At 69.4% G+C, this 12,618-nt stretch carries 10 protein-coding genes and 1 pseudogene; 6 read left to right on the top strand and 5 right to left on the bottom strand.

The window, feature by feature from the left end:
* Positions 1–32: 32 nt before the first annotated feature.
* Positions 33–119 (bottom strand): annotated as a pseudogene (locus ACGFR7_RS34255) (pyridoxamine 5'-phosphate oxidase family protein); the annotation flags it as partial.
* Positions 120–365: 246 nt separating this feature from the next.
* Between ACGFR7_RS34255 and ACGFR7_RS34250 the strand changes: the two are divergent.
* Positions 366–656, top strand: coding sequence for a hypothetical protein (locus tag ACGFR7_RS34250; RefSeq protein ID WP_393326997.1), 291 nt, complete (start codon positions 366–368; stop codon positions 654–656).
* 240 nt (positions 657–896) lie between these two features.
* Here the strand turns inward: ACGFR7_RS34250 and ACGFR7_RS34245 are convergent, their stop codons facing one another.
* A complete protein-coding gene (locus ACGFR7_RS34245) occupies positions 897–1,751 on the bottom strand; it encodes an alpha/beta fold hydrolase (protein ID WP_393326994.1) in 855 nt (284 codons plus the stop codon).
* Positions 1,752–1,920: 169 nt separating this feature from the next.
* On the opposite strand from ACGFR7_RS34245, the gene ACGFR7_RS34240 reads away from it, so the two are divergent.
* The 5 genes from ACGFR7_RS34240 (at position 1,921) to ACGFR7_RS34220 (ending at position 8,388) form a co-directional block, all read left to right on the top strand.
* Positions 1,921–2,178, top strand: coding sequence for a hypothetical protein (locus tag ACGFR7_RS34240; protein WP_393326990.1), 258 nt, complete (start codon positions 1,921–1,923; stop codon positions 2,176–2,178).
* Between the two features lie 353 nt (positions 2,179–2,531).
* The gene (locus ACGFR7_RS34235; RefSeq protein ID WP_393326987.1) at positions 2,532–5,222 is read left to right on the top strand and encodes a SpoIIE family protein phosphatase; all 2,691 of its coding nucleotides are present in this window, start codon (positions 2,532–2,534) and stop codon (positions 5,220–5,222) included.
* A 454-nt stretch (positions 5,223–5,676) separates the two neighbouring features.
* The gene (locus ACGFR7_RS34230) at positions 5,677–6,762 is read left to right on the top strand and encodes an ABC transporter substrate-binding protein (RefSeq protein ID WP_393327061.1); all 1,086 of its coding nucleotides are present in this window, start codon (positions 5,677–5,679) and stop codon (positions 6,760–6,762) included.
* Between the two features lie 289 nt (positions 6,763–7,051).
* On the top strand, positions 7,052–7,987 hold the full coding sequence (locus tag ACGFR7_RS34225; RefSeq protein ID WP_393326984.1) for an oxidoreductase: 936 nt from the start codon (positions 7,052–7,054) through the stop codon (positions 7,985–7,987).
* A 65-nt stretch (positions 7,988–8,052) separates the two neighbouring features.
* Positions 8,053–8,388 (top strand): STAS domain-containing protein, encoded by a 336-nt coding sequence (locus tag ACGFR7_RS34220; RefSeq protein WP_393327059.1) that lies wholly within the window; start codon positions 8,053–8,055, stop codon positions 8,386–8,388.
* Here the strand turns inward: ACGFR7_RS34220 and ACGFR7_RS34215 are convergent.
* The 3 genes from ACGFR7_RS34215 to ACGFR7_RS34205 all read right to left on the bottom strand — a co-directional run bounded on the left by ACGFR7_RS34215 (position 8,334) and on the right by ACGFR7_RS34205 (position 11,767).
* Entirely contained in the window at positions 8,334–8,705 is a 372-nt protein-coding gene (locus ACGFR7_RS34215; protein ID WP_393327056.1) for a DUF1254 domain-containing protein, read from the bottom strand. The two genes, ACGFR7_RS34220 and ACGFR7_RS34215, sit on opposite strands and share 55 nt — an antisense overlap.
* A gap of 197 nt (positions 8,706–8,902) precedes the next feature.
* Positions 8,903–9,418, bottom strand: coding sequence for a hypothetical protein (locus tag ACGFR7_RS34210; RefSeq protein WP_393326981.1), 516 nt, complete (start codon positions 9,416–9,418; stop codon positions 8,903–8,905).
* 498 nt (positions 9,419–9,916) lie between these two features.
* On the bottom strand, positions 9,917–11,767 hold the full coding sequence (locus ACGFR7_RS34205) for a beta-galactosidase family protein (protein ID WP_393326978.1): 1,851 nt from the start codon (positions 11,765–11,767) through the stop codon (positions 9,917–9,919).
* Between the last annotated feature and the right edge of the window lie 851 nt (positions 11,768–12,618).

The following is a 12,618-nucleotide window of genomic DNA, read 5'->3' as shown; positions in this document are numbered from 1 at the left end:
GCCGTCCAGTGGCGGCGTCCAGTGGCGGCGTCCAGTGGCGGCGTCGCGGTGAAGAAGATGTGCTGCGCCTCGATGAACGCACGCAGCCTGCCGCCCATCCGCTCGCAGCTCTTTCCCATGGGTGGATGATGGCGGGGCGCACTCGTTCCTATGATCGATACTCGGTGCCTTCGGTGCCTTCGGTGCCTTCGGTGCCTTGAGGGGGTTGCCCGGTGAGGGACGGAATCCGTGAACGGTGGAGAGCTCAACCACGGTGGGTGCGCGGGACCGGGGTGGTGTACTGCGTCGGCTTCATCGAGGGGGCCTGCGCCCACATCCTTGACCTGGCACGAGGCGGAATCCACGTCTATGCATCCTTCGCCCCGATGCCGCTGCAGGTGTTCTTCGTCAGCCTGGCCGTTCTGGATCCCCTGGTCGTCGTGCTGGTGGTGCGCGCACGGCCGGAAGGCGTCCGGCTGGCGTGGGGGGTGATGGTGCTGGATGTCCTGGCGAACTGGATCGTCAACTGGCCTCCGTTGCAGGAGGATCCGACATGGTTGCTGCGTCCGGTGGGGCTGCTGCCTATCACCCTCTTCGGACTGTTCGTCGTCGTGTCCTCGGTTCCTGTCCTTCGTGTCATGAGCCGTCCGCAGGTGGTGTCCCGACGGATGGCGTAGTCGGCCCGGGCTCTGGCAACGCACGGTTGTCCGCCCGAGGCGTACGACCGTGCCGAGGTTGCTGCAGGACATCGGCGCCGCCCGTCGCGAGAGCGGCGCCGCCCGTCACGGGTATGCAGGCGAGTTCACGGCGGACAGCCCCGTTGATCTGCGCACAGAGGTCAACGGGGCTCCTTCACCTCCGCAGGGGAGGGGCAGGAAACCGGGCCGAAGCGGGGTGCGTGAACGGTGCCGGATGCCTCAGCCGGGCAGTCCTCGAACGAACCCGGCGACCACCGTCGCCACCGCTTCCGGAGCCTCCATGTTCATGGGGTGGGTGGCGTCAATCCGCTCGACGCCGATGGTCGGCCGGGTGCGGGAGAGCGCGTCCAGCTCGTCGGAAACCCCTTGTGCGAACCGGGCCCTGAATTCGCCGAACCACTCCATGCCGGGAGAAGGCGGTAGCTGCCGGCCGGCCTGTACCAGCAGCAGCGGGCGGTCGACCCCGTCCAGCCATGCGGTGACGCCGAGCGCGCCGAGCCTGTGGAGTTCGTCGACAATCTCCAGCCCCGCCGCCCGTTCCGGCAGCGTCTGCCACCTGCCGTCGGGCAACGGGCGGGCGGCCGCGCGGGCAGCGGCCTCCGCGCGGTCCGCGGGAATCCCGAACCGGGCGGAGGTGAGGACCTGCTCCTCGATGTACTCGGGTGGCGCGATGCCCCCGGCCGACGCCAGCAGCCCCTCACTCACCTTGTCAGCGTCGGGGTAGTCGCGTCCCCACCAGAAGCCGTCGAGATTCACGGCGGCACGGGTACGGTCCGGGTTCGCCCGGGCGTACTCGACCGCGACCAGTCCGCCGAGGGAATGGCCCACCACTACGGCCTCCGGCACACCATGCGCGTCGAGCGTGTCCGCAATGTGCCGCACCACGGTGGGGATGGTCCAGGGGGAGATACCAGGAGAGCGGCCGTGCCCGGGAAGGTCGACGGCGAGGACACGGTGGCCGGAGGCAAGCAGGGCGGCCGAGGCGTCCCAGTCGGTGAGCGACCTTCCGTAACCGTGCAGAAGAATCAGTTGAGGGCCATCGCCCCCGTAGTCATGAACTTGTAGGAGTGTCATCGGGCTTCACCCTAGAGGGCATACAACAGTTCGAACACCGGATTGCGGGTCCCCGTCATACGCGAAGTGGTCACTCTGCAGGGCACCCTGAGCGAGGGAGCGGCCGACCCCGGTCGGGAACGCCCGCCGAGGCCCTGGCCCGGGCGGCTCCGTCCACGAGATCTGCGAGGTGTCCTACGAGCAGGTGACCGCGGCGGTCCGCGGCGGACCACGCCGGACCACGCCGGACCGCGTCGGCGTCCATCCGCCGGCCGACGCCGTGTTCATCACCCAGACGGCCCCCGCCCTCCTCGCCGACGACCTCATCACCGAAGCCGACCTGACCGAGTGCGCCACCCTGCTCGAAGACCTGCGTTCATCGACATCCCGCAAGTCACCATCTCGCATGGGGCCGCCGCCCCGGCACACCGAACCCACGGAAGCCTGAGCAGGACGGCGAAGGCTGTCGCGGCCACGGCCTGGCGGCCTCCGCCCCCCGTGGGCAACTGCCGTAGCGTGCCTTGCCAGCATCCGGGCAAAGCAGGATAAATAGTGAGCATGAGCGGAAATCCGGGTCGATTCCGGCGTTGGCTAAGCCGCGGGCCCGGCCATTCCGCTATTCCGGGCATGCCCCCTGCCGGGAGCAGCGCCGGCGACCAGCAGGGGGAGCACCCAGCGGGAGCCGGAGATACGGGAGAGGACGGCGGTACCGCGGAGACCGGCGGCCCCTCGGAGACCGGCGGTCCTCCGCAGGACGAAAGCCCCGCGGCTTCCGGAGGTCCGCAGCACGCACGGCCCTCCATGACCACGCGCAGCGTCGCCCGGGAAGTCTTCCTCCTCCAGCTGGTGCTCGTGGTGCTGCTGGTCGCGGCGGCGGTGGTGGCCCTCGTCGTCCAGGCCCGGCGGGACACCATGACCGACGCCCGGCACCGGACGCTCGCCGCCGCCGAGTCCTTCGCACACTCCTGGGGACTCCAGGAGGCGCTGAACAGCGACAATCCGACCGCCAAACTCCAGCCGCTCGCCGAGGCGGCCCGGAAGGCCTCCGGCGTCGACGCCCTCATCGTGTACAAGCTCGACGGGATCACCCTCACCCACAGCGACCCGCGGCAGATCGGCAAGCACGTCATCGGCCCGTATGCCGAGGCGGCCCGGGGCAAGCCCTTCACCCGGACCTTCCAGGGCGCTCTGGGCCTCTCCGTGGTCTCCGCGGCCCCCGTCAAGGACGCCTCGGGCAGGGTCGTCGCCCTCGTCGCCGCACCCGTCACGGTGGAGAAGGTGCAGAAGTCGGTCAACCGGCAGCTACCCATGTTCCTGGGCACCGCCGTCGTGGCACTGGCTCTCGCCGGAGGCGGCGCGGGGCTGGTGAGCCGTCGGCTGCGCCGTCAGACCCACGGCCTGGGACCGGCCGAGATGACCCGGATGTACGAGCACCACGATGCGGTCCTGCACGCGGTGCGGGAGGGTGTACTCATCGTCGGGCGCGACGGTCGGCTGCTGCTGGCCAACGACGAGGCACGGCGGCTGCTGAACCTGCCGGCGGAAGCGGAGGGTCGCCACGTCGGCGACCTGGGGCTGGACCACCGCACCGCCGAACTCCTGGCGTCGGACCGCAGCGCCACCGACGAGGTGCACCTGGCCCAGGACAGACTGCTGGCTCTCAGCAAGCGGTCCACCGCCACGCACGGGGCCTACCAGGGAAGCGTGGTGACGTTGCGCGACACCACCGAACTGAGGTGGCTGTCGGGGCGCGCCGAGGTGGCGCGGGAGCGGCTGAGACTCCTCTACGACGCCGGCGTACGGATCGGCTCCACGCTCAATGTCGTGCGCACGGCCGAGGAACTGGCGCAGGTGGCGGTCCCCCGGTTCGCCGACATCGTCACCGTCGAGCTGCTGGACCCGGTCCTGAAGGGCGAGGAGCCGGCCGTGGCGGGACCCGGGCTGCGCCGGGCGGCCCTCGCCGGCCTGGCGCCGGACCATCCGCTCCACCCCGTCGGCGAGCTGATCCGGTTCGTCCCCGGCGCCCCGGTGGGCGCACATCTGGACCAGGTCCGCTCCATGGTGGAGCCGGACCTGGCCCACTCGTCCGCCTGGCGAGCCCAGGACCCGGAGCGCACCCGGCGCATCCTGGAGCACGGGGTGCATTCCCTGGCGGTCGTACCGCTGCGCGCCCGGGGGGTGGTGCTGGGACTGGTGGACTTCTGGCGGTCGGGGAGCACTCCGCCCTTCGACGACGAGGACCTGTCCTTCGCCGAGGAGCTGGCGGGGCGGGCCGCGGTGGGGATCGACAACGCCCGGCGCTACACCCGCGAGCGCACCATGGCGATGACGCTCCAGCGCAGCCTGATGCCCCGCGGCCTGCCCGACCAGGACATCGTGGAGGTGGCGCACCGCTACCTTCCCGCCCAGGCGGGAGTGGGCGGGGACTGGTTCGACGTCATCCCGCTGCCCGGCGCCCGGGTGGCGCTGGTCGTCGGCGACGTGGTCGGCCACGGCCTGCATGCGGCGGCCACCATGGGCCGGCTGCGCATCGCCGTGCACAACTTCTCGGCCCTGGACCTCTCCCCCGACGAGCTGCTGGGCCACCTGGACGAGCTGGTGACCCGCCTCGACATCCAGGACGAGGACAACGACGAGGGACCGGCGATCACCGGCGCCACCTGTCTGTACGTCATCCATGACTCCGTCTCCGGGCGGGTCACCGCGGCCACGGCCGGTCATCTGCCGCCGGCCGTGGCCTACCCCGACGGGACGGTGGAGTTCCTGCACCCTCCCGTCTCCCCGCCGTTGGGCCTGAGCACCGGCCTGCCCTTCGAGGCCACCGAGCTGTCGCTGCCGGAGGGCGCGCGGCTGGTGCTCTACACCGACGGGCTGATCGAGAACCGCAGCCGCGACCTGGACGCGGGGCTGGAGGCACTGCGCGCGGCCCTCGCCGGACCGGACCGTACGCCGGAGGACACCTGTGCCGCCGTCATGCAATCGCTGCTGCCCGCCAGGTCCACCGACGATGTCGCGCTGCTGGTGGCCCGGCCCCGGCGGCTGGCCCCGGCAGACGTCGCCGAGTGGGACGTCCCCCGCGATCCGGCGGCGGTGGGTCCGGTCCGCAACACCTGTGTCCGCCAATTGGAGGACTGGGGTCTGCAGCACATCGCCTACGGCACCGAGCTCATCCTCAGCGAACTGATCACCAACGCCATTCGCTACGGCGCCGAGCCCATCCACGTGCGGCTCCTGCACACCCGCAGCACCTTGATCTCCGAGGTCTCCGACGGCAGCAGCACCTCCCCGCACATCCGCCAGGCAAAGGCCACCGACGAAGACGGCCGCGGCCTCTTCCTCGTGGCACAGTTCGCCGAACACTGGGGCACCCGCTACTCCCCCAGGGGCAAGACGATCTGGGCCTCCCAGGCGATCGCCCCCGACGCCCTGCCTCCGGAGGAGGAGTCACCGGATCACCTCCTCAGCCGTTGGGAGCAGCAGGGGGGATGGTGAGGCCGTGGCGCCGCGCTCGCTCCGGCGGAAGAGCGGGATGCCGCCAGATGTGCAGGGTGCCTCCTCGCCCCGCGCGGGATGCCTCCTTGTCGCGCCAGCGCAAGAGCGGGCCGCTCCCACGGGCATGACGCCCGCTCGCCACGCCCGTGCTGCCTACTCGCCGCTATGACCTGGACCGATCCCCACCTGACGGGGACACACAATGGGGCAGAGTAGGCTGATTGGGACCATCCCTGCAGAGAGAAGCTTCGGCGGTGACCGTCGCGGCGGGGTGGCGCCAGGACCCCCCGCGCGCAAGGCATCGGCGGCCTGCGGGAGTGCCCCAGGGCGTCGTCCGCCCGGTGCGCCTTCGAGGTCCCCGGCGGACTTTCCCCCACCCGGCCCTGTTGGAGGCGTCGTGGCTACACATCATCGGGTCCGCGCGGGCGCCCTCCTGTGCTGTCTCGGCCTTGCGATGCTCGGTCTCGTTGCGTGCCAGGAAGCAGGACCCACCCGGCCGGTCGAGCCCTCCCGGGCCGGGTCCGCCGCGGAGGTCGGCGGGATGGCGGCGCTGGTCAAGGCGGCGAAGAAGGAGGGCAGGCTCAACACGATCGCGCTGCCGCGCCAGTGGGCCAACTACGGCGGGCTGATCGACGGCTTCGAGAAGAAGTACGGCATCAAGGTCGTCGTCGACAATCCGTACGGCCACAGCCGCCAGGAGATCGATGCCATGCAGCGCTACCGTGGCCAAAAGCGCGCCCCCGACGTGGTCGACCTCGGGGATTCCTTCGCCCAGACCGCGGCGCGGCAGAGTCTGTTGTCCCCCTACCGGGTCGCGCAGTTCGACCAGCTCCCACCGGAGCAGAAGGACGCCGGAGCCCGCTGGTACAACAACTACGGCGGCTACATCTCCATCGGCTGCGATGCCGCCCGCGTCCGGACCTGCCCCGAGTCCTTCGCGGATCTGCTCCGCCCGGAGTACAAGGGCCTGGTCTCGATGCACGGCGAGCCCACGGCCGCGGGATCGGCCTTCGCCACCGTGTACGCGGCGGCGCTCGCCAACGGAGGCTCGTTCGACAACATCCGGCCGGGCATCGACTTCTTCGCCCGGCTCGACAAGAGCGGCAACTACAACCGGGCCGACCCCAGCCCGGCCGCGATCGCCAAGGGCAGGACACCGGTCAGCATCGAGTGGGACTACCTCAACCTGCAGCACATCGATCAGCTCCGCGGTACGGGCGTGAAGTGGAAGGTCTCCATTCCCTTCGACGGCAGCTTCTCCCAGTACTACGCACAGGCGATCAACAAGGGCGCCCCCCATCCGGCCGCGGCGCGACTGTGGGAGGAATACCTCTTCAGTCCGGAAGGCCAGAACCTCCGCCTCGTGGACTACGCCCGCCCGGTGCTGATGGCCGTCATGGCGAAGAACGGCACCCTGAACAAGGCTTTGGCGGCACGGCTGCCGACGGTTGAGGGCACACCCCAGTTCCCCACCGGGGCCCAGCTGAACAAGGCCCTGCGCACCGTCCATGAGAACTGGGCCAAGGCCGTCGGCAGCTGATTCGCCGTCACCTTCCGGACCGCTGCCGCCGGCGACACCGACACCGATACCGACACCGAGGGTGGCATCGACACCGAGGATGGGCATCGCCTCGACCACCCACATCGAGAAGAAGGCGTCACTACTGACAACCCGGTGCGCCCCGCACAGATTCCCGATCTCACTGTGACATTCCTCCGCCGCCGGATCCCTTCTCGTCACCGCCCTCACCTGGGCATACTCCACGCCTGCCGCCTCGCCTCGGACCGTCATGGGGGCGAGGGCTGTTCCGAGGGAGCTGAGGGAAGAGATGTCGCGGGAGACAGTCCGTGCCGGGGCCGCGGGTACCTGGTTGCTCGGAGACCTCACGGTCAACCGGATCGGTCTGGGGGCCATGCGCCTGACCGGCAGCGCCGCCTTCCACCAGGGCACCCCGCGCGACCGCAGCCAGGCGATCGGCGTACTGCGCCGGGCGGTCGACCGCGGCGTCAACCACCTCGACACCGCGGCGTTCTACTTCTCCCGGCTGCGCTCCGCCAACGAGCTGATCAACTCGGCATTGGCCCCTTACCCCGACGACCTGGTCATCGCCACCAAGGTCGGCCCCGCGAGGGATGCGTCCGGTGAGTGGAGCGCCCCGGCCCGGCCCGACCAGCTGCGGGGACAGGTCGAGGAGAACCTGCGCCAGCTCGGCCGCGACCACCTCGACGTGGTCAATCTCCGCATCATGGGCCAGGCTTCAATCAGCGAGCACTTCGGAGCCCTCGCCGAGCTGCGCGCTGCCGGACTCGTCCGCCACCTCGGCATCTCCAACGCCCGCCCCGCCCACCTGGCGCAGGCCCAGGCGATCGCCCCCGTGGTGTGCGTCCAGAACCGCTACGGCATCGACGCGCGCGCCGGCAAAGAGATGCTCCACGCCTGCGCCGCACACGGCATCGCGTTCGTGCCCTTCTTCTCCATCGCCGGTGAGGGACGCGAGGAAGGTGCCGTCCGCGCCGAGCACCCACAGATACTCACGGTTGCCCGTGCGCATGGAGTGTCGCCGTCGCAGGTACGCCTGGCCTGGACCCTGCGGCAGGGCAAGCACGTCCTGGCCATCCCAGGAACGGGCAACCCGGACCACCTCATCGACAATCTGGCGGCAGGCGCACTGCATCTCACAGAGGAAGACCTCGCCGCACTCATCGGCGTGGGGGGCCCGGCTCCCGGGGCGGCACGCGCCGGCGGGCAGCTGCTTGGCGAATGAAGCGCATTCGTCGAGACTATGGAGGAACGTCCTTGACGTGCTGCCAGGAGGTCGACGTGCCAGCCATGCCCCCTCAGTCCGCCCAGCCGGAGCGCGCCCCCGTAGCGCTCACCGAGGCTGACGGGCAACACGCCGTCCTGACGTTTTCCGGCATCCTGGACGCACAGGCTCTGCCCGAACTCGAAGAGCTCCTGAGCGACCGGCGCCTGCGGCAGGCAGCCACCTGGGCATGGAACATGACCGGCCTTGAGCGGCTCGGCCTCGCATGCGCCTACGCCCTGCTCCGCGCTGTCACCCATGCGCCCGAAACCGTCACCGTCACCGTCCGCGGTGCCCGCCGCGCGGTTCAGCGCACCCTGCGGCATGCCGGTCTCGACACCGTCGTGACCATCGAGGAGTAGCCGCCTGAGACGGAGCCGGCCTGCACGGCGTGTACCGCGGGGTAGTCGTCCCGGCCGTTCACCTGGGTGCGGCCCATGAGGGCAACGAGGTTGGTGGGGGCGTCGATGCGCTCCACACCGTCCGCCACCTCGCCGTGCGCTCCCGGTCCTACGATCACGAACTCGCCGGCGCCACTACCCGTCGTCCTCGTTCCCGGAACAGCGAAGACATTGGTCCACGCGTCGTACAGCGGCAGCGGGTAGTAGCGGCCGCGCGTCTCGGGCACGGCGAGTGTGACAGGACCGGCCGACAGATCCAGCCAGGCGAGCGAGTACAGAGTTCTGGTTCCACACCCGGTTCGGAACCAGCCCCAGCACCTGGCGCGCCGCTCTCCGGACCACCGGAACCCCGCCGCCAGAGGCTCGGCCTACTGCTCGCCGCTGTCCGACCCGCGGCTGAGACCCTGCTGCATCCGGCTCTCGCAGTCCGGCGCACCCACTCCCCCACGCCCGCCCCGAGCTCGTTTTCCTGCCGTCAGGGGGCGGGGGTGAAGGAAGCCGGCTTTCCCTGTAGGTCGTCGGGAAAGCCCGGGACGCTGACCTCGTTGGTGCAAAAGCTGAGCACGAACGCAGTGACGCGACCATCGAAAAGGAACCACCCGTCACCGTCCATGTCATTCACCGTGACCTTCCAGCTGTCAGGGTCCTCCGGAGGATCCATCAGCCAGAAGATGTCGTCGCCATTACTCGTGACAGCAACGGGCTGGAGCATACGAGGCGGGCAGGGCGGTTCGGCCCACTGGCTGATCTCCGCTACCGCGCTGCGTGCACTTGGTGTCACCTTCACGATGTCGAGGGCTTCGTGCGCGGCGTGGGGCTGGAGGACACTGAGGAAGTCCTTGAAGCTGCCGGCTCCATAGCGTTCGACGAGTTCTTTGTAGTCCCTGGGCAATTGCGTGCCCAACGCGTACTCGACAGTTGTCCATTCGCAAGGTGACTGCCCCTGCTCCGGTGGGGAGCAGAGCCGCTGCAGACGATCGAGGTCATTCATCAAGGCTCCTGCGGCCGGGCAGCCCAGGGGCTCTGAGCTGCATCGTTAGACGTCATCTCCTTTGGACTGGACCAGGAGACCTGGACCATGAGTCGGGAGTGAATCGTGCGCATAGGGTGCCGGCATGTCGCTGAGCCACATACCCCTCGCGTCCGGCCGTTCCATCGAGCTCACCGAGCTGCCGATGTCTTCGGTCTACGGGGCGATGTTCGAGGGTACCCGTGCAAGCCCGTCAATGACATGAAGCTCAGCGGCCTCCAGCGGCAGGCTGAACGTATGTTTCCCGCCGCCCCGGACCATCTGGTTCCGCCCTCCCGCGAGTACCCGGACCAGACCGCCGGCGCCTTCGGCCCCGTTCGTCTATCAGGGCGTCCGGTGGTGGATTGACAGCGAGACTCCCCGCCTTCCCGCCTGGGCCGCCGTCACCACCCGCTACTGACCACCCACCACCGACCACCGACCACCGATCAAAGAGGCGGAACACAACCGAGGCGGAACCTAACCGATGTCCGGCTCGGACCGTAGCTCGATCCGGTCCCCCGTCCGCTCCATTTCCAGGACGACGAGCTCGTTCCGCCCCCGCCGCCACAGATGGCTCGGCGCGTACAGGGTGATCTGCGGCCCGAGGGACCAGTACCGGCCGAGCGCGAATCCGTTGAGCCACACCATGCCCTTGTCCCAGCCCGGGAAGGCGAGGAAGCCGTCCGCGGGGGTGTCGACATGGATCCGGGCCCGGTGGAACGCGGGGCCGGTCGGTGTGTCCGTGCTGCCGAACTTCAGGGCCGAGAGGTTGTCGAGAGGCAGTCGGCGGATCTCCCAGTCGGTCAGTTCCTCGTCGCCGAGCAGAACCTTGCCGCTGATGCCCTTGGGGTCGTTGAGTCCCTGGCCGAAGTTGACCCGCCCGGTGGGATCGACCATGAGGTCGAGGGTGCTGGACGCGCCGGCCACGGCGAAGCCGACGGTGTGGTCCGGCTGATTGCGGTCGAAGGTGCCGATGCGTTTGCCGTCGCCGAACACCAGCGCACGGTCGCCCAGGCCCGTGATCCTCAAGCCCTTGGTCTCCTGCGGCCCCCGCACCCGAGTGCGGTAGTGGATCAGTCCGTACGACTGCCCGAGGGCCTCCATGTGGACGGGAGTGGTACGCCGCAGCGGAGTGCCCAGCACATCGAGCGCGTCCATCAACGGCACCGACCCGCGGACGGACACACTCCGGGACGGCAGGCGGCGCGGCGTGGCCGGCAGGGGCGTGCTCGGCACGGTGGTGTACTTGGCCAGCACCTCCCGCACTGTGTGGAACTTCTCGGTGAGTTCACCGGACTCGCTGATCGGGGAGTCGTAGTCGTAGCTGGTGACGGTGGGCTGGTAGGCGCTGCCGGTCAGGTTGGCGCCCGCGGACCAGCCGAAGTTCGTGCCGCCCACAGCCATGTAGAAGTTGATGGACGCTCCCGCTTCGAGAAGCTTCTCCACGTCGGCGGCGGTCTGCGCCGGGTCGGTGGTGTGGTGCGGCTCTCCCCAGTGGTCGAACCAGCCGTCCCAGAACTCCGTGCAGAACAACGGCTTGTCCGGCTGGAATCTGCGCAGCTCAGCGAACGGCCCGGTGGGGTCCCCGGCGAAGTTGACGGTGGACAGGAGATCGGGAAGGCTGCCGGCCTTCAGCGCCTCCTGAGTGGCCCCGTTGGAGCAGAACAGCAGGCTGTCCACGCCTTGGGCCCGCATCGTTTCCCGCAGATGTTCCAGGTGGGCATGGTCGTCGCCGTAGCTGCCGTATTCGTTCTCGACCTGCATGGCGATGATGGGCCCGCCGCGGGTGGCCTGCAGGTCCACGAACCGGGGCAGCAGTTCGGCGAACCAGGCGTCGACCGCCCGCTCGTAGGCGGGGTCGGAGCGGCGCAGCGGCGCGTCCTTGTCCTTGAGGAGCCAGGCCGGCAGGCCTCCGAAGTCCCATTCCGCGCAGATGTACGGTCCGGGTCGCACGATCACCTTGAGCCCGACCTCGTCCGCGGTCCGTACGAAGGCGGCGACATCGCGCCAACCGCTGAAGTCGGCTTTCTTCTCGTACGGTTGGTGGAAGTTCCAGGCGACGTAGGTCTCGACCGTGTTCAGGCCCATGGCCCGCATCCGCAGCAACCGGTCGCGCCAGTCCTTGGGGTGCGTACGGAAGTAGTGAAAGGCACCCGAGAGGATCCGGAACGGCTTGCCGTCCAGGAGGAATTCTTCCCCGCGGATGGTCAGCCCCCGCGGGCTGTCGGCCTGGGCGAGGGTCGTACGCCCGCCGCCGAGGGCGATACCCACGGATGCGCCCCCCACCACGGCCGCGCTCAGAAATCTACGTCGGCTGAACTGCGTCATGTCTGCTCTCCTCGGCTCGACCGACCGTCACTCAAGGTTCGAACATGTTCAATGGTGCGCGGTTCTGTGCATTGAGAGTGTTATGTAGAACAGAAACGAGCACAAGGGTTCGTGACACAGCATGGTGAACCCGGCGGGCGGGGCACGAATGCGCGCACCGCCGGCTGCGCCGACCCCGGTGTCGGCGCAATCGGGCGAACTGTTCATGGTGACGGCATCCCTGTGCTCGTTGGCCGGTGAAGATGACGGTTGCCCGCAGTGACCAGGGAGCGGGAAAATGCGGGGGTGACGCCCCTGCCCGTGAGCCCTCGACCGCTGAACGACCAGGAAGCGGCGGTGCTCCGCCGCATCCTCTAGGCAGAGTTCGAAGGGGCACCCGAGCTCAGAACACAGATCAGCCTGATGGAAGTTGTCCCAGTGTGGGGGCTCGGCTCCGTGAGCGTCGACTTCCGTCTGCGAGGACGGACTGCTTCACCATCCACTCGGCGAACGGGCCACCTGCCTGTGCACGCCGAGGTGGTGCACGAGGCCGGCCAGTACGTCGGTGAACTGCCCGTCTGGCTGCACGAGGGGACTCTCGCTGCGCTGGAGTACGCATGGGTGACGGATGACGTGCCTACCGCTCTTCCGGCCGTGGAGAGCATCCGGCTTCGCGGTCGGGAGTGACACACAACGGTGCGCGGCCGTGCGAAGCGTTACCCGGCGGTGCGAGGCGGTGCGAGGCGGTGCGAGGCGGTGCGAGGCGGTGCGAGGCGGTGCGAGGCGGTGCGAGGCGGTGCGAGGCGGTGCGCGACGTCGCGCGACGGCGCGCGCCGGCGCGCCCCCCGCCTCCCACGCCATCAGCCGCGCGC

The sequence above is a fragment of the Streptomyces sp. NPDC048516 genome (genome assembly GCF_043199875.1).
Lineage (GTDB): Bacteria > Actinomycetota > Actinomycetes > Streptomycetales > Streptomycetaceae > Streptomyces.
This window is presented reverse-complemented; position numbering and strand designations above follow the sequence as displayed.

Bases quoted from the DNA above. Each gene is read 5' to 3' on its own strand.
- ACGFR7_RS34250 (WP_393326997.1), top strand. From the start codon at position 366: ATGCCGCTGCAGGTGTTCTTCGTCAGCCTGGCCGTTCTGGATCCCCTG.
- ACGFR7_RS34245 (WP_393326994.1), bottom strand. From the start codon at position 1,751: ATGACACTCCTACAAGTTCATGACTACGGGGGCGATGGCCCTCAACTG.
- ACGFR7_RS34235 (WP_393326987.1), top strand. From the start codon at position 2,532: ATGACCACGCGCAGCGTCGCCCGGGAAGTCTTCCTCCTCCAGCTGGTG.
- ACGFR7_RS34230 (WP_393327061.1), top strand. From the start codon at position 5,677: ATGCTCGGTCTCGTTGCGTGCCAGGAAGCAGGACCCACCCGGCCGGTC.
- ACGFR7_RS34225 (WP_393326984.1), top strand. From the start codon at position 7,052: ATGTCGCGGGAGACAGTCCGTGCCGGGGCCGCGGGTACCTGGTTGCTC.
- ACGFR7_RS34220 (WP_393327059.1), top strand. From the start codon at position 8,053: ATGCCCCCTCAGTCCGCCCAGCCGGAGCGCGCCCCCGTAGCGCTCACC.
- ACGFR7_RS34210 (WP_393326981.1), bottom strand. From the start codon at position 9,418: ATGAATGACCTCGATCGTCTGCAGCGGCTCTGCTCCCCACCGGAGCAG.
- ACGFR7_RS34205 (WP_393326978.1), bottom strand. From the start codon at position 11,767: ATGACGCAGTTCAGCCGACGTAGATTTCTGAGCGCGGCCGTGGTGGGG.